The following is a 16,960-nucleotide window of genomic DNA, read 5'->3' as shown; positions in this document are numbered from 1 at the left end:
AAAAGTGTTTTGTGATTAGTGGCATTAATTTCATAAATGATTTTCGTTATGCTGAAAGCATATTCGCTTTCAAGGATCCGTAATGAACAAATTATTCGATACCGTACAACTTGCCGGTCATACTTTAAAAAACCGCATTGTTATGCCACCGATGACCCGCTCTCGCTCATCACAACCCGGTGATATCGCCAATGAGTTAATGGCCGACTACTATGCACAGCGTGCCAGCGCCGGCTTAATTATCAGCGAAGGCACACAAATATCAGCCCTAGGTAAGGGTTATGCTTGGACACCAGGTATTTACACTGCCGAGCAAATTGCAGGTTGGAAGAAAGTAACCGACAAAGTTCATCAAGCTGGTGGCGTTATGTTCGCTCAGCTTTGGCATGTTGGCCGAGTCTCTCACCCAAGTAACACAGGTGGCGAGCAACCAATTGCGCCATCTGCTATTGCAGCTAAAGACGTAAAAGTTTTTATTGATGAAGATGACAAACCTGACTTTGTTGCCACAGCACAGCCACGTGCGATGAGTCATGACGACATCAAACACGTTATAAACGAATACCGTCAAGCTGCTCGTAATGCAGTAGATGCAGGGTTTGATGGTATTGAACTTCACGCTGCTAATGGTTACTTAATTAATCAATTTATTGATTCAGAGTCGAACCAACGCACCGATAAATACGGCGGCAGTTTAGAAAACCGCTTACGCTTTTTACAACAAGTGACACAAGCGGTTTGTGATGAAATTGGCGCTGAACGTATTGGCGTACGCCTTGCTCCACTCACAACCCTCAATGGGACGGTCGATGATAACCCATTTGAAACCTATATTGGCGCAGCAAAAGTACTCAATGACCTTAACGTTGCTTATTTGCACATTGCCGAAGCTGATTGGGATGATGCGCCTTTAATGGAGCAAAGTTTTAAGCAAGCGCTACGTGAAAACTATGCTGGATTAATGATTTATGCAGGTAAATACACTGGCGAGAAAGCAGAACTAGCAATAGCCGCAGGCTGGGCTGATTTAATTGGTTTTGGTCGCCCGTTTGTTGCCAACCCAGATCTGCCAGCGCGCATTGAACAAGGCATTGAGCTTGCTCAGCATGATCCAGATACCCTATTTGGAGGCGGTGCTAAAGGCTACACTGACTACCCTTTAGCAACGCAATAACGCACTAAAAAAGGTGGCTCGTCAACAAATAGCTCAATACAATAAAGCTGATGTTGGCGAGCGCTCTTAACCACCAAGGAGCAGAGCTAAACTGGAGTTGGCTGTACTTGCTTACTAATACCAACACGCCCATCACAGTAAACCAAGGAGTAAAAAAGAATAGTGGCTTTAACTTCACTAAACTCACCGCTAAATCGTGCAGCGCCCCACTGACGGCAAAAGTAACAACAACCGCACACCAAACCGGCATAATGTCATTGCAAGGCTTCATTACATACCGAGATAAATAATAGCTCCACACCGGATTCCAATATCGCCAAAACAGATAAAACGAGCTAGCACCTAGAGAACGTGTCAGCATATTGCGCAGCGAATCTTTATGCCCAAGGGGCACACCTGTTCGTTTTTTAACATATTGAGCAAGGGTAATAGCTGCAGACACTGGCTTTCTCTTTTTTACTAATGACTCAATTAGACTACTAAACAGCCTACAAAAGAGAAACCAAAACAAGGCTAGAAATTGTAACGGTTTATTTTATTCGTATTGGTTTTGCGCAGATAGATAACTAGTAATCACCCATTACTTCTGCTATCAACATTAGAGGGACACCAATGAAAACTCCATTATCATTGATTTGCTACTGAGTGGAACATTGAAAGTGTACCCTAATGGAGTATACTATGATTTATAAAACAAAGGATTTTGTTTCGCGCAAGAAAAAGGAAGTTTGTCTGATATTGATTTAATAAACGCTTGCAGAGAGATGTCAGCAGGCCTTTACGATGCAGACCTAGGTGGTAATGTCTATAAAAAGCGCGTAGCCATGGGCAGTAAAGGAAAAAGAGCTGGCTATAGAACTATTGTCGGGGCGGTAATTGGTGATAAATATTTCTTTCTCTATGTGTTTGCTAAAAACGCTAGAGCTAATATAAACGCTAAAGAAAAATTAGCATTAAAAGAGTTAGCAAAAGAGTTTATTCGATTTTCCCAAAGTGAACTTGAACAACTAGTCGATGATGGCGAACTTTTAATTGTAGGTGATGATCATGAGTGACATATTAAAGTCAGTTCACAAAACAGCGAGTGGATTAAAAAAGTCAGGAGTTATAGACAAAACGACGATGCGTAAATTTGACGCATTATGCCTTACAAGTGTTCATGAATTTACCCCCGAACAAGTTCGTAATTTAAGACTGAAATACAATCTCTCACAACCGGTTTTTGCTCAATACTTAAATGTCAGTGACAAGTTAGTTAAAAAATGGGAGCAAGGTGATAGCTCACCAAGTGGAGCTGCATTGAAAATGCTCACTCTGGCAGAGCAAAAAGGGTTAGAAGTAATCGCTTAAGCCTAATCCAAAGCGCTGTAAAACTCACTTCATTAAAATCACATTTTACTTTTTACTTTATTAGTCGCTTGGCTGGTGGCGGGGTTATCTGGCCAAAAATGTTTTGGATAACGCCCTTTCATTTCTTTTTGCACATCGCGGTAACTTGTTTGCCAAAAATTAGCTAAATCTTGAGTTAGCTGTAGTGGTCGCCTCGCTGGTGATAATAGCTCCATTAATAATGGCAGTTTACCTTGGGCTAGCAAAGGCGTGCTGGTCATGCCATACACTTCTTGCATGCGCACACTGAGCTTCGCAGGACCATCGAGCTGATAGGTCACTTTTACATTTGAACCACTTGACACCGTTAATCGTAAGGGGAGCAATTCATTCAATAAGCTTTGCTGCTGCCAATCAAAACAGTTTTTAATCGCTTCGCTGTAATTGAACTTTTTTAATTGTTCAAGGTTTTTAATATCATCCAAATAAGGTGCAAGCCATTGGTTATAGGCAATTAATTCATCGTGATTTAAAAGCGGGAATGACTTTGGTAACAGCTTACTTGCCAAGCTCATTCGAATAAGTAATTGCTCACTGTCGGGCTGTTCATTAAATAACGAAAAGCCCTGCTTACTAAATAAGTTTAACCAGGCTTTGGTGCGCTCGCTCTTATCTAGGGGCTGTTTACTTGGCTGACTCGCTATGGTGATGGCACCCAGCTTTAGCTCATCTTGATGAATAAAACGCCCTGCTTTTTCATCGTATTCGCAGCGAGTTTGCTCAGTAAATAAATGCGAAAGCTCATCTTCAAGCTCACTTGGCATAAAGGCAACAGCAGCAAAAACACGGTTTCCCTTATGGCCGCCCATATGCGCAATGGCAATATAGTCATCGTTATGCCAAAACTCCTCACTTAAATCGGCGCCTGCACCATTGGCAAGTAAATAACCATTACCGCGCTTTTTGGCTAGGCGGTCAGGAAAGGCAAGTGCCACCAGCAGCGACAAGTACTCTGTTTTAAGCTCATTAACCGGCTTGAGTTGCAAGCGCGATAGCCAATAATTTAATTGCTGCTTAAATACTGGGTGCGGTTTGCTGTGCTGGCTATGCAATGCCAAATTAAGATCAGCTGGCATACTAATGCGGCTTTCAAGCAGTGCAGTTAAATACCCCGCTAATACATAAATACCAGACATGTGCTGCTCTAGTTGCTTTGCCTTAATGAGCATATGCGAGAGGCGAATATCGGCTCCATAGCTCAGCATTTGGCTGCCAAGGGGTGTCAGCTTTTCATTGTCATCAATGGCTTCGAGCATTTTTAAAAGTGCCGTTGCTTGTTTAATCTGCTGGCTACTAGGTGGGTCGAGTAAGCTAAGCTCAGCAAGTGATGCCCCCCACTGCTTTGCCTCTAATAACAACTGACTAATATCACTGGTCAAAATTTCTGGCGCATCATGGCTGTTACGGCGCTCAAAGGTTTGTTTAGAACCTAATCGATACACAACCCCCGGCTCAATTCGCCCAGCACGACCAGCGCGCTGTATGGCTGAAGAACGAGAAATGCTTTGCGTAACAAGCTCTGTAACACCGGTTTTTAAATTGAAATTGGCAGCACGGCGTTTGCCGCTATCTACCACAATGCGTATTCCTTCAATGGTCAAACTGGTTTCAGCCACATTGGTGGTTAATACCACTTTGCGTTTACCATTTTTAGCAGGCGCGATAGCAGCTTGTTGCTCGTTTTTATTTTGCTCACCATACAAGCTGAATACTTCGACGCTATCACCTAAATCATTTAAAGACTGCTGAACGCGCATGATTTCACGCTGCCCTGGCAAAAATACTAAAGCACTGCCCGTTTGCTCACTAAGCGCCTGTTTTATTACTGCAGGTATGTCATCAAGCCAGCGGCTTTCGTCTTTAAGTGGAATGTAAACTTCATCAATGGGGTAGCTTCGTCCTTGTGATGAGATGATAGGACAGCTGAAAAACTCACTGTAACGATCGCCATCTAAGGTTGCCGACATCAGTAAGATTTTTAAATCATCGCGAAGTGCCGCCTGTGTTTCGAGGGCAAATGCCAAAGCCGTATCTGCGGCAATTGAGCGCTCGTGAAACTCATCAAAAATAAGTAAGTCTACATCACTAAGCTCTGGGTCATTTTGCAACATACGCGTCAGCATGCCTTCAGTGACAATTTCGAGTTTAGTTGCAGAACTTACTTTTGATTCGCCACGAATGCGCAAGCCGACACTGTCGCCAACTTTTTCATTTTGCTGGCTTGCCAAATACTGGGCAATATTGCGTGCGGCGAGTCGTCTTGGCTCTAACATAACAATGCGTTTAAAGTGCCCTTCGCGCATTAGGGTAAGAGGCAGCCATGTCGATTTACCCGCTCCTGGTGGCGCTTGCAATAAGGCCATTGGGTTACTCTGTAATGTGGTTAACAGGGATTGATAAATATCTTGAACTGGCAGCACGTTAGGTATCTCTTACTTTCTTTTCGCGCATTGTATCAAAAAACTAAAAATTGCGATGGCTATAGGCTTATTTTCTATCTCGGGCTTTAGAAGTGAAAACATTGCATTCTGCCAGTTTAGACTTATTCTTGATTAAACGACCAAACAAAAATCAGAATAAGGAATTAACTTGTGCAGGATTTACCCCCGTATTTTAATCACCTTGCTACTTTTAGTTTTCCCGTTTCAAAAAGCATTTAGTCAGCAAAAAATTACGGTTGCACTTGGCAATACACTACCCCCTTGGGTCATGGTTGAAGACAACACAGGCATTATTCCTGACTTACTTCGTGCAACACTCAGTGTTCACGGTTATCAAATACACTTTGTCTACGTTCCCTATGCAAGGCGGATCCCTTTGTATACTGAGAACTTAGTTGATGTTGTGTCTGATATTAATGAAAAAGTTATCGAAACCCATCAAATGAGCGGTTACTTTTCAGATATTGCTTACAGCTACGAGAACTTTGCTTTTAGTCTGGCCAAGCAAAACCTGCAGCTTAGCTCTATCGCACAATTAAAACACTTTAGTGTTCTTTCATGGCAAGGTGCAAAAGAATTACTCTCACCAGAATATCAAGTAATGGCCAAAGAAAACCCACAATACGCAGAAACCTATGATCAACTTGCACAAGTACAGCTTTTGTATCGAGAGCGCTACGAAGTGATCCAGATGGACGGTAAAATTTTTGATTATTATCGAGCGTTAATTAATATCAATAACGAAATTGATGTCTCTAAACCTGTGCAACGATTTGCGTTATTTGGCAAAAACCCCAGTGGCTTTTTATTTCGAGACGAAGCCTTAAGAGACCTGTTTAACGAGAACTTACGTAAACTAAAATCAACTGAAGAATACACGCGGATAATCAATCGCTATACCTCTAAGAGCCACTAAGTATCTAAAAACTAGCGCAACAGAAAATATTACAGGCTGATTCTAAAAACTACGTAGTAATTGCAAACTTATAAATTCCACTCATTATATGTAAAATCATAAAATAACTATAAATCAATAAGTTAATAAATTTCACCAAATTGGTACAGCGATTGCTCTTACTAAGATGAATGTTTAACAAAGTAAGGAGATTATGATGAACAGCGATCATTTAGAAGGCAACTGGAAAGAGCTGAAAGGTAAAGCACAACGTAAATGGGGTGACCTTACCGATGATGATTTAGATAAAATTGAAGGTAGCCGTAAAGAGCTGGTTGGTAAACTTCAGCAAAAATACGGTAAATCTAAGGAAGAAGCTGAGCGTGAAGTCAGCGACTTTGAAAAAAGCCATTAATTTGAGCAATCAATAAAGCCGCTAATTGCGGCTTTATTTATCAAGCAGGCTCATGCTTTGCTAAATCGACTTCAGCAACCGTTTGATTTTTACCTTGCGATTTAGCGCGGTAAAGCCGTTTATCGGCAATGTTCAAACAGTGATCCATGCTCTCATCAGCAACGCGCACGTACAAGCCAATACTTAAGGTGACATTAAAACGATGTTGGCCGCTCGTAAATGGCTTTTCAGCGAGCTTCTTATGGATTTTTTCAGCGACTTTTCTAGCTCTAAGCTCATGCCCTGTTGGGATCACAATTAGAAACTCTTCGCCTCCCCAACGGGAAATAACATCTTCTTCTGTGCACACTTCTTTAAAGACATCAGCGAAAAATATTAGCACCTCATCGCCCACTTGATGACCGTAGGTATCGTTGATTTGTTTAAAGTTATCAACATCCATCAGCAAGAACACAGCCCCTTCGCCAAAGCGCTTATCTTGCAAGCATTCAGTTGCGTAGCGACGGTTAGCGAGTTCAGTCATCGCATCAGTACGCGCAAGCTTTTGATTAAGCTTAAGTTGTTCCATTAACTGCAAACTGTATTTATTGCGGTAATATTCGTAGAAGCCAGCCAAAATACATAAAATCGAGAAACACAGCATGACACGTGTAGGAAAGTAGTGACTCGAATAACTGTAATAACCAAATTGCTCAGTAAAATAGAAAAGCACCGAAATAATAATGGCAAGCAAGATAAGATCAAATGCTCCGCGCTTTAAGCCACGAATAAAAAATGTCACAGGAGATACAATAAATAGCCATAACGGCCCAGTGCCATTGCTGCCCCCAGAGACGATTAAAAAACACATCATCGAATAGAGGGCGTACAGCATAAGTACTGCGATGGTTTCGTCACGATTTTTAATGACGAAAGGTGAGGCAAACACAAAACCGCCAATAATTAATAAATAGCTAAGGGCATGGTAACCATCTTGATAGCTGGTGATCGCCATTAAAAACGAGGTAATCGAACCAATAAATGCAAAAACACGTAAAAATCGTGCTTTATCTTTGTCACTTGCATTCACTGTATCAATCACAATTTCACCTTAGATTTCTTGATCAATCTCAACAATACCAATCCGCAATAATACTTAATCATTTTGAGGGATTAAACCTGTCGCTACCTGCGTTAAAAATTTCTGATTTAGAACAACTAAATAACGAAATTTTTGCCTTGTTATCAACGAGGTTTTATTGCCTCAAAATAGACCACTTTATTAAGCGAATTGGTATAACTTTAACACAAATATTTAAAATAGAAGGAATTTGCCAGTATTAAAGCAATTAAAAAGAAAAAAGTATGATAAAAAATAAGCATAAAAAAACGAGCCATTTGGGGGCTCGTTTTTAATTCAAACAAAAGCTAGTAACTAAAGGTTATTATTCTGGTTCATAGCCCAAATTAGGCGACAACCAACGCTCAGCTTCTGCAAGAGTCATGTTGGTACGCTTAGCGTAATCTTCAACCTGATCTTTTTGAATTTGCGCCACTGCGTAGTACTTAGCTTCAGGGTGAGAGAAATACCAACCAGAAACCGCCGCACCCGGCCACATTGCGTATGAACTTGTTAGCTTCATGCCAATACGCTGCTCGGTATCAAGTAACTGCCAGATTTTCTTCTTCTCTGTATGTTCAGGACAAGCAGGATAACCTGGCGCTGGGCGAATACCTTGGTAGTTTTCACGAATAAGTTCATCGTTCGATAGATTTTCATCTACCGCATAGCCCCAATACTCTTTACGCACTTGCTCATGCAAGTACTCAGCAAACGCCTCAGCTAAACGGTCTGCAACGGCTTTAACCATAATCTTATTATAATCATCTTGCTTAGCATCGAAGGCATCGGCAAGGTCATCTTCTTCAAGACCACCAGTAACCGCAAAAGCACCAAAGTAATCAGGAGTGCCTTTTGGCGCAATATAATCAGCTAAACAATAGTTAGCAAAGTCGGTTTTTTCAGTTTGCTGACGTAAATGACACGATGTAGTTAAAAGCGTTGTACGTGACTCATCGGTGTAAATCTCAATGTCATCCCCTACTCGGTTTGCAGGGAATAAACCAATGACACCTAGAGGTTGTAGCGCACCTGATTGCTCAAGCTCATCAAGCATTGCGTTGGCATCAGCGAATAAGCTTTTAGCCTGTTCACCTACAATTTCATCTTCAAGAATACGTGGGTACTTACCAGCGATTGACCACGTCATGAAATAAGGTGTCCAGTCGATGTACTGTCTTAACGTCGTAATCGAAACATCTTTAAACTCAGTCACACCCAGCTTTTTCGGTACAGGTGGCGTGTAGTTGTCCCAATCGAGTTTTACAGCGTTGTCGCGAGCACGCTGTAAAGTAACTGGTTTTGAGCGCGGCTTTTTACGTGCTTGTTGTTCACGTACTTTTTCATACTCAGCCTTGGTTTTCTCTAAAAATGCTGGCTTTAACTCTTTCGACAGTAAATTAGAAACCACCCCTACAGCGCGGCTGGCGTTATTTACATAAACCACACCTTTATCATACTGAGGCTCAATTTTAACCGCAGTATGCGCTTTAGAGGTTGTTGCACCACCAATTAGTAACGGTAATTCAAAACCACGACGAGTCATTTCTTTCGCAACATGCACCATTTCATCAAGTGATGGGGTAATCAGCCCTGATAAACCAATAATGTCAGCTTTTTCGTCAATGGCGGTTTGCAAAATTTTCTCTGCCGGCACCATCACACCAAGGTCAATAACCTCGTAGTTATTACATTGCAGTACAACGCCTACTATATTCTTACCAATGTCGTGTACGTCGCCCTTAACGGTTGCCATAACCACTTTACCATTGGTTGCGCCCTCTTCTTTTTCGGCTTCAATGAAAGGGTCAAGATAGGCAACGGCGCGCTTCATTACACGTGCAGACTTAACAACCTGAGGTAAGAACATTTTACCCGCGCCAAATAAGTCACCTACTACGTTCATGCCGTCCATCAGCGGGCCTTCGATCACTTCGATAGGCTTAGCCTTGCTCTTACGGCACTCTTCGGTATCTTCGTCGATGTACTCGGTAATGCCTTTTACTAACGCATGTTCAAGGCGCTTTTCGACAGGCCAAGTACGCCACTCTAAATCTTCTACTTTCTCTGCTTGCGCCATACCTGAGTATTTGGGTGCAAGTTCAACAAGTCGCTCACCAGCACCTGGATCGGTATTGAGGATCACATCTTCTACAGCTTTGCGCAGCTCTTCAGGGATATCATCGTAAACCGCTAATTGGCCCGCATTTACAATGCCCATGTCCATACCCGCTTTAATCGCGTGGTATAAAAACACAGAGTGAATAGCTTCACGTACTGGGTTATTACCTCGGAACGAGAACGACACATTCGATACACCACCCGACACTTTACAGTGCGGTAAGCCTTGCTTAATTCGGCGCGTACCTTCGATAAACTCAACAGCGTAGTTATCATGCTCTTCAATACCCGTTGCTACAGCAAAAATGTTCGGGTCAAAAATAATATCTTCTGGCGGAAAGCCAATATCATCAACGAGTATTTTGTAGCTACGCTGACAAATCTCGAACTTACGATCAGCAGTTTCTGCTTGCCCGGTTTCATCAAATGCCATTACAACCGCAGCAGCGCCAAAGCGTTTAATTAACTTAGCTTGGCGGATGAACGGCTCTTCACCTTCTTTAAGTGAAATTGAGTTAACAATGGCCTTACCTTGAATACACTTTAAGCCTGCTTCAATCACTTCCCATTTAGATGAGTCGACCATGATAGGTACTTTTGAGATATCAGGCTCTGAGGCAATTAAGTTTAAAAACTTTACCATCGCCGCTTTCGAGTCCAACATGGCTTCATCCATGTTGATATCAATTACTTGCGCGCCATTTTCTACTTGTTCACGAGCAACATCGAGAGCGGTCTCGTAATCTTCTTCCATGATCAAGCGCTTAAACTTAGCCGAGCCTGTTACATTGGTACGCTCACCGACGTTAGTAAATACAGCAATTTGGTCAGTCATGTCGGTTTCCTAGTTTAAGTTACACGCTTCAAGGCCCGATAAGCGCATACGCACTTCAAGCTCAGGTAATTGGCGAGGTTTAACACCTTCAAGGCCTTTCGCAAATGCCTTAATATGAGCCGGTGTGGTGCCACAACAACCACCAACAATGTTGATAAAGCCAGACTTGCCCCAATCAATAATTTCTTGGGCCATTTCAGGAGCTTCTAAATCATATTCGCCAAACTCGTTCGGTAAACCTGCATTTGGATGCACCGAGGTAAAGGTTTCACAAACGCGCGATAACTCTTCAACATACTGGCGCAGTAAGTCTGGACCAAGGGCGCAGTTAAGGCCGATTGATAGCGGTTTAATATGGCGAATTGAGTTATAAAATGCTTCTGTGGTTTGCCCTGATAAAGTACGGCCTGAGGCATCGGTAATGGTGCCTGAGATCATTACAGGTAAACTACGACCAGCTTGCTCGAATGCTTCTTCTACAGCGAACGAAGCCGCTTTTGCATTAAGGGTATCAAAGATGGTTTCTATCAAAATAAGATCAGCACCACCTTCCATTAATGCCAGTGTAGACTCAACATAGGCAGCCACCAGCTTATCAAAGTTGATATTACGATAACCTGGGTCATTTACATCTGGTGAAATAGAACAGGTTTTTGACGTTGGCCCAAGTACACCGGCTACATAACGCGGTTTGCTAGGATCCTTTGCTTCAAGTTCATCACACACGCTGCGTGCAAGCTTCGCTGACTCGAAGTTGATTTCGCGGCTAAGGCTCGCCATATCGTAATCTTCCATCGAAATAGTCGTGGCATTAAAGGTGTTGGTTTCGATAATATCAGCACCGGCTTCTAAGTAAGCACGATGAATATCAGCAATGATTTTTGGCTGAGTTAGGCTTAATAAATCGTTATTGCCTTTAATAAGTACATGCCAGTCTTTAAAGCGCTCACCGCGATAATCCTGTTCTTCTAATTTATATTCTTGGATCATGGTGCCCATCGCGCCATCGAGGATTAAAATTCGCTGTTTTAGCGCCTCGGTTAATTGTTCGCGTTTATTCACTGCATTACTCGGCATAGTTGTTAGTCCTTACATCTTGGCTAACTAAGTTAATATCATACGGTGTAGTTTGGTACACATAATAGTTTAACCAATTCGAAAACAATAAAAAGGCATGACTTTGCCACGTTTTCGACGGTTCGTTGTCTGGGTTATCGTCAGGGAAGTAATTTTCTGGCTTAGGTGCATCCGCTGATTTTTCTTGGTCGCGTAAATACTCCCCTTTTAAGGTATGAGCATCGTACTCTGGATGGCCAGTAATATACACTTGGCTACCTGATTTATTTTTAATTAAGTAGGCACCAACTCGCTCTGATCCGGCTAATACTACCAGCTCTTCGCAGGCATTAATCTTATCGATATCAATATGACCATAACGAGAATGTGGCACTAAAAAGGTATCATCAAAGCCACGCGTCAGCGCTGCATGGTCAAAATAGCTTTTATGGGTAAATACGCCACTGAGTTTGTTTGGTTTCAGATCACGTTTGAGGCCATAGTGATGATAAAGACCGGCATGGGCCGCCCAACACGAAAACAGCGTAGACGTAACATGCTGCTCTGCCCAATCTAAAATAACTTTTAGTTCGTCCCAGTAAGCAACTTCGTCATACTCTAAATGAGCAAGCGGCGCGCCTGTTATGATCATGGCATCGTAGTTATTATCTTTCACTTCTGAAAAATAACGATAAAACGTATCCATGTGCTGTTCAGAGTTACTACTGGTGCGATGGGTATCTAAGCGCAACAGCTCAACATTAACTTGCAGCGGTGAGTTTGCTAACAAGCGAATAAACTGCACTTCGGTTTCAACTTTGTTTGGCATTAAGTTTAAGATGGCCAAACGCATTGGGCGGATTTCTTGCGTTTTAGCACGACTTTTTGGCATTACAAACACGTTTTCTTGACGTAACTTTGCAATGGCAGGCAATTCATCTTTTACTGTAATGGGCATAGCTGGCTCCGAGCATACTTATCTGACTGCTAATTATGAACGGATAGTTAGAAATTTCAACCTCTAGATGTTTAGATGTCCAAATGAATTTTATTTGTTTGAAAGCAAAGTCCATAAAAGCCTGTTTCGTTGACGTATACGCGACAGAGCATCTATACCCAAGCCTCCTCAAGATGCAGAATTCAGCGTTTCACAGGTGCTTAATATCAAGGCGTTACTTTGCAAGAATGGCAGTCCCTTTTAAAAAGTAACAACGATGAGAGTAAGTGCCTGTGAAGCGCCCAAAGGGTTGGTTTAAAAGCGATTTATACTGCGTTATTGATTTTAACAATAGAACCACTATTGTTTGCAATCAATGCCTTGCCTAAATCGCTTTTAATTCCAACTGAAACTCGCACCTTGAGGTGGTTTGGGTATACAATATACGCTGTTAATTTTTCTTATAAATTGAAGGCTCCTTTCATGGTGTTACCAGATAAGTTTATATTCTCGATGAGTCGAGTTTCTAAGGTTGTGCCACCTAAGCGCACTATCTTAAAAGATATTTCTTTACACTTTTTCCCAGGCGCAAAAATTGGTGTGCTAGGTCTAAACGGTGCAGGTAAATCAACGTTACTTCGCATTATGGCTGGTGTTGACCAAGACTTTGAAGGTGAAGCTCGCCCTCAACCAGGCACTAAAATCGGTTACTTACCGCAAGAACCTGTACTAGACGAAAGCAAAACGGTTCGCGAAACAGTAGAAGAAGCAGTTAGCGAAGTTAAAAATGCACTAAACCGCCTTGATGAAGTATACAACGAGTATGCAATGGACGGTGCTGACTTCGATGCACTTGCGAAAGAACAAGGCGAACTAGAAGCTATCATCCAAGCACACGATGGTCACAATATCGACAACGTGTTAGAGCGTGCAGCTGATGCATTACGCCTTCCACCTTGGGATGCAAAAATTGAACACCTTTCGGGTGGTGAGCGTCGCCGTGTTGCGATCTGTCGTTTACTACTTGAAAAACCAGATATGCTTATTCTTGACGAACCTACCAACCACTTAGACGCTGAGTCAGTTGCTTGGTTAGAGCGCTTCTTACACGACTATGAAGGTACCGTGGTTGCTGTAACCCACGACCGTTACTTCTTAGATAACGTAGCAGGTTGGATTTTAGAGCTTGACCGTGGTGAAGGTATTCCTTGGGAAGGTAATTACTCATCGTGGCTTGAGCAAAAAGATTTACGTTTACAACAAGAACAGAAATCTGAAAAAGCACGTCAAAAATCAATCGCGCAAGAACTTGAATGGGTTCGTTCAAACCCGAAAGGCCGTCAAGCTAAGTCTAAAGCACGTATGGCACAGTTCTCTGAGCTTCAGCAAAACGATTACCAAAAGCGTAACGAAACGAATGAGCTATTCATTCCACCGGGTCCACGCTTAGGTGATCAAGTTATCGAAGTGAAAGGCCTGAAGAAGAGCTTTGGCGACCGTGTATTAATCGATGACTTAAACTTTGCAATGCCGAAAGGCGCTATCGTAGGTATTATCGGTGCCAATGGTGCGGGTAAATCAACGCTATTCAAAATGCTAAGTGGTGAAGAAACGCCTGATAGCGGTGAGATCATTGTTGGTGACACAGTTGAGCTTGCAACGGTTGATCAGTTCCGTGGCGACATGGACGAAAGCAACACTGTTTTCCAAGAAATCTCTAACGGCCAAGACGTATTAAAAATTGGTAACTTTGAATTCCCGAGCCGTGCCTATGTTGGCCGCTTTAACTTCAAAGGTAACGACCAACAAAAATTCGTTAAAGACCTATCAGGTGGTGAGCGCAACCGTTTACACCTAGCTAAGCTATTAAAAGCAGGTGGTAACGTATTACTACTGGATGAGCCAACCAATGACCTAGACGTTGAAACACTACGTGCACTTGAGAACGCTATTTTAGAGTTCCCTGGCTGTGTAATGTGTATCTCGCATGACCGTTGGTTCCTTGACCGTATTGCTACACATATTCTTGATTACCGTGATGAAGGCCAAATTAACTTCTTCGATGGTAACTACACAGAATACGAAGAGTGGTTGAAGAAAACCTTAGGCGCAGAAGCGGCACAACCAAAGCGTATTAAATACAAAAAAATTGGCTAATTAGCTGATACTCAAAAAGCCCCTGTTTAGGGGCTTTTTTGTTGCATTAAGCTTTACTATCACTCACTCCATTATGATCTATACTCATTAAGTAACTAAAGTGGGAGATACAGCTATGAATGAACGCAGAGAGTTTTCGCGGGTATTATTTTCTTGCCCTGCGATCCTTCGTATCGAAGATAACGACTATCACTGTCAGTTACTTGATTTATCTTTACAAGGTGCGCTCATTACTAAAAGTGATTCATTTTTAGTGCCTATTCATAGTAAAGCTGACTTAATCTTCACCCTGCCAGAGTCAACTATCGAGATTAAAATGCAAGTGGAGCTGTGCCATGTTGAGCATCAGCATGCAGGCCTTCGCTGCGAACATATTGATATTGATAGTATTACTCACTTAAAACGATTGATTGAGCTCAATCTGGGTGACGAAGCATTATTACATCGCGAGTTAGCTCATTTAATTCACACACCAGAGTAAACATTTGTCGGTAGATTCGTTATGCTGTAGCAAATTCAGCTATTCAATGAGCTATGCAGTTAAATCCCCACTTACCCTTGGTGTATCATCCTAATTATTCGTTTAGTTTCGATCCTAACCATCGCTTTGTAATGAGTAAGTTTGCTTATTTATATGAGCATGTGCAAAACCTTGGATTAATAAATGACAACCTAACTCAACCAGTGCTTGGCAGCCCTGAACCTCTTGAATTAGTGCACTGCGAAAACTATATCCACGACCTTTGGCACAACCGCTTAGATGAAAAAGCGATGCGCCGTATTGGCTTACCTTGGTCAAAAGAGCTGATGGCACGTACCTTTACTGCGCCTCTAGGCACCTTACAAACAGCACGTTTAGCACTTAAACATGGCATCGCTTGTCACTTAGCCGGTGGCACTCATCATGCCCATACTGATTTTGGCTCAGGCTATTGCATGGTAAACGATCTCGCTTTTACCAGCGAAACCCTGATAAAAAGTGGTGAAGTGACCAATATACTTATTTTTGACCTAGATGTTCATCAAGGTGATGGTACTGCAGCAATGCTGGCGCATCAGCCCTATGCTTATACCTGCTCTATTCACTGTGAAAAGAATTTTCCGTTTCGAAAGTCAGCCAGCGATTTAGACATAGGTTTAGCACCGAATGTCGCTGATAATGAATACCTAGGCATTGTTGACGATACGCTGAGTTATTTATTAAACACCCTAAACCCAGATTTAGTGCTTTATGATGCAGGTGTAGATGTGTGGCAGCAAGATGGCTTAGGAAAACTTGATATAAGCTGGCAAGGGATAGCACAACGGGACCATTTAGTTCTCAAACGTTGCCTTGAGCACAATGTACCTGTCGCAACCGTAATTGGGGGTGGTTATGATAAAGACCATCGCCGTTTAGCGGCTCGTCATGGCATTGTGGTAGAGCAAGCTGCTCGATTTTAAAAACAACAAAGAAAAAAGGCCCGGTGGAGAAAAAACCGGGCCTTTGCTACTGTAACATTGGGATATGTTAGCAACTTTTTTCTAAGTTAAAACAAGTAGCTGTGGAGCTACCGAATGGTAATCTAAAGCCATAGCTATGCTCAAAACCGTGATGTTTACAATTGAAAAAGCAAACACTTGGCGCGCCCAGCCGCTTACGTCAATATTGCGACGATAGCCACGAAGCGCCATTAGCAACCACCAAAAACTCGTTGTACAGGCTACAGCCATAAAGGCTAAACCTGTATAACCACTAATGGTTAATAACATCACAACCAACGCATACACGGCGATATATAAAACAATGTGATGCTTTGCCTTCTCGATCCCCTGAGCTACTGGTAACACGGGAATTCTGGCCGCTTGGTAGTCGTTATAACGAAAGATTGCAATTGCATATGAATGAGGCATTTGCCATAGACTAAACATAACCAATAAAATCACAGCACCAGCATCAAACTGCCCAGTTACGGCACAATAACCCACTACAGGTGGTACTGCGCCAGATAAACTTCCTACAAAGGTGCCGTACACAGAACGACGTTTCATGTATAAGCTGTACACACCTACGTAGATGACGTAACCAAAAGTAGCAAATAAGAGTGCCACTACGTTGGTATACACTGCTAATAATCCGAAACCAATAACACCAAGCACGATGCCATGTGCCATAGCCGCCTTTGCTGACATTTCGCCAGTCACTGTGACGCGTTTGCGAGTGCGCGCCATAGCAACATCAATATCACGATCAATTACGTTATTAATCGCGCATCCTGATGCCACTACTAAAGATAACCCTAGTAAGGTTGCGATCATTAACCATGGGTCAACATCACCACGAGAGGCTAGCAAGAATCCCCCCGCGACAGAGATCAAATTGCCCATGATAATGCCAGGTTTAGTGACATTTAAATAACGTCGAAACACTTCCTCGACTCCTCTAATTTTCAGCACAAACG

Annotated in this window: 14 protein-coding genes and 1 pseudogene; 8 read left to right on the top strand and 7 right to left on the bottom strand. The window is 42.4% G+C overall.

What is annotated here, in order from left to right:
- The first annotated feature begins 82 nt into the window (after positions 1-82).
- The gene (locus PASHI_RS19255; protein WP_062566730.1) at positions 83-1,174 is read left to right on the top strand and encodes an alkene reductase; all 1,092 of its coding nucleotides are present in this window, start codon (positions 83-85) and stop codon (positions 1,172-1,174) included.
- Between the two features lie 4 nt (positions 1,175-1,178).
- Here the strand turns inward: PASHI_RS19255 and PASHI_RS19250 are convergent, their stop codons facing one another.
- Entirely contained in the window at positions 1,179-1,616 is a 438-nt protein-coding gene (locus PASHI_RS19250; RefSeq protein ID WP_062566729.1) for a membrane-bound O-acyltransferase family protein, read from the bottom strand.
- 271 nt (positions 1,617-1,887) lie between these two features.
- Between PASHI_RS19250 and PASHI_RS19245 the strand changes: the two are divergent.
- A pseudogene (locus tag PASHI_RS19245) lies at positions 1,888-2,229 on the top strand (type II toxin-antitoxin system RelE/ParE family toxin); the annotation flags it as partial.
- Positions 2,222-2,524, top strand: a complete 303-nt coding sequence (locus PASHI_RS19240; protein WP_062566727.1) for a helix-turn-helix domain-containing protein — start codon at positions 2,222-2,224, stop codon at positions 2,522-2,524. The pseudogene PASHI_RS19245 and the gene PASHI_RS19240, both read left to right, overlap by 8 nt.
- Positions 2,525-2,562: 38 nt before the next feature.
- Here the strand turns inward: PASHI_RS19240 and hrpB are convergent, their stop codons facing one another.
- Positions 2,563-4,983, bottom strand: coding sequence for an ATP-dependent helicase HrpB (hrpB, locus tag PASHI_RS19235; protein ID WP_062566726.1), 2,421 nt, complete (start codon positions 4,981-4,983; stop codon positions 2,563-2,565).
- A 169-nt stretch (positions 4,984-5,152) separates the two neighbouring features.
- On the opposite strand from hrpB, the gene PASHI_RS19230 reads away from it, so the two are divergent.
- On the top strand, positions 5,153-5,920 hold the full coding sequence (locus PASHI_RS19230; RefSeq protein ID WP_062566725.1) for a substrate-binding periplasmic protein: 768 nt from the start codon (positions 5,153-5,155) through the stop codon (positions 5,918-5,920).
- A 196-nt stretch (positions 5,921-6,116) separates the two neighbouring features.
- Complete coding sequence (locus tag PASHI_RS19225; protein ID WP_062566724.1) at positions 6,117-6,314, top strand: CsbD family protein; 198 nt, start codon at positions 6,117-6,119, stop codon at positions 6,312-6,314.
- A gap of 40 nt (positions 6,315-6,354) precedes the next feature.
- Here the strand turns inward: PASHI_RS19225 and PASHI_RS19220 are convergent, their stop codons facing one another.
- The 4 genes from PASHI_RS19220 to PASHI_RS19205 all read right to left on the bottom strand — a co-directional run bounded on the left by PASHI_RS19220 (position 6,355) and on the right by PASHI_RS19205 (position 12,383).
- A complete protein-coding gene (locus PASHI_RS19220) occupies positions 6,355-7,395 on the bottom strand; it encodes a GGDEF domain-containing protein (protein ID WP_062566723.1) in 1,041 nt (346 codons plus the stop codon).
- A gap of 343 nt (positions 7,396-7,738) precedes the next feature.
- Positions 7,739-10,369 carry a methionine synthase gene (gene metH, locus PASHI_RS19215; RefSeq protein WP_062566722.1) on the bottom strand — a complete coding sequence of 877 codons (2,631 nt, stop codon included), beginning with the start codon at positions 10,367-10,369 and terminating at the stop codon, positions 7,739-7,741.
- A 9-nt stretch (positions 10,370-10,378) separates the two neighbouring features.
- A complete protein-coding gene (locus PASHI_RS19210) occupies positions 10,379-11,446 on the bottom strand; it encodes a homocysteine S-methyltransferase family protein (protein WP_062566721.1) in 1,068 nt (355 codons plus the stop codon).
- Positions 11,436-12,383 (bottom strand): homoserine O-succinyltransferase, encoded by a 948-nt coding sequence (locus tag PASHI_RS19205; protein WP_062566720.1) that lies wholly within the window; start codon positions 12,381-12,383, stop codon positions 11,436-11,438. The genes PASHI_RS19210 and PASHI_RS19205 overlap by 11 nt, the downstream gene beginning before the upstream one ends.
- Before the next feature lie 462 nt (positions 12,384-12,845).
- On the opposite strand from PASHI_RS19205, the gene ettA reads away from it, so the two are divergent.
- From ettA to PASHI_RS19190, 3 genes are all read left to right on the top strand, one after another.
- Entirely contained in the window at positions 12,846-14,519 is a 1,674-nt protein-coding gene (ettA, locus tag PASHI_RS19200) for an energy-dependent translational throttle protein EttA (protein ID WP_054562291.1), read from the top strand.
- A 115-nt stretch (positions 14,520-14,634) separates the two neighbouring features.
- Positions 14,635-15,000, top strand: coding sequence for a PilZ domain-containing protein (locus PASHI_RS19195; protein WP_058586492.1), 366 nt, complete (start codon positions 14,635-14,637; stop codon positions 14,998-15,000).
- Positions 15,001-15,053: 53 nt separating this feature from the next.
- Positions 15,054-15,962: a histone deacetylase family protein gene (locus PASHI_RS19190; protein WP_062566719.1), complete on the top strand. Its 909-nt coding sequence runs from the start codon at positions 15,054-15,056 to the stop codon at positions 15,960-15,962.
- A gap of 81 nt (positions 15,963-16,043) precedes the next feature.
- Here PASHI_RS19190 and cyoE read toward each other — a convergent pair whose 3' ends face one another.
- A complete protein-coding gene (cyoE, locus tag PASHI_RS19185; RefSeq protein ID WP_062566718.1) occupies positions 16,044-16,928 on the bottom strand; it encodes a heme o synthase in 885 nt (294 codons plus the stop codon).
- Between the last annotated feature and the right edge of the window lie 32 nt (positions 16,929-16,960).

It is taken from the genome of Pseudoalteromonas shioyasakiensis (assembly GCF_001550135.1).
GTDB lineage: Bacteria > Pseudomonadota > Gammaproteobacteria > Enterobacterales > Alteromonadaceae > Pseudoalteromonas > Pseudoalteromonas shioyasakiensis.
This window is presented reverse-complemented; position numbering and strand designations above follow the sequence as displayed.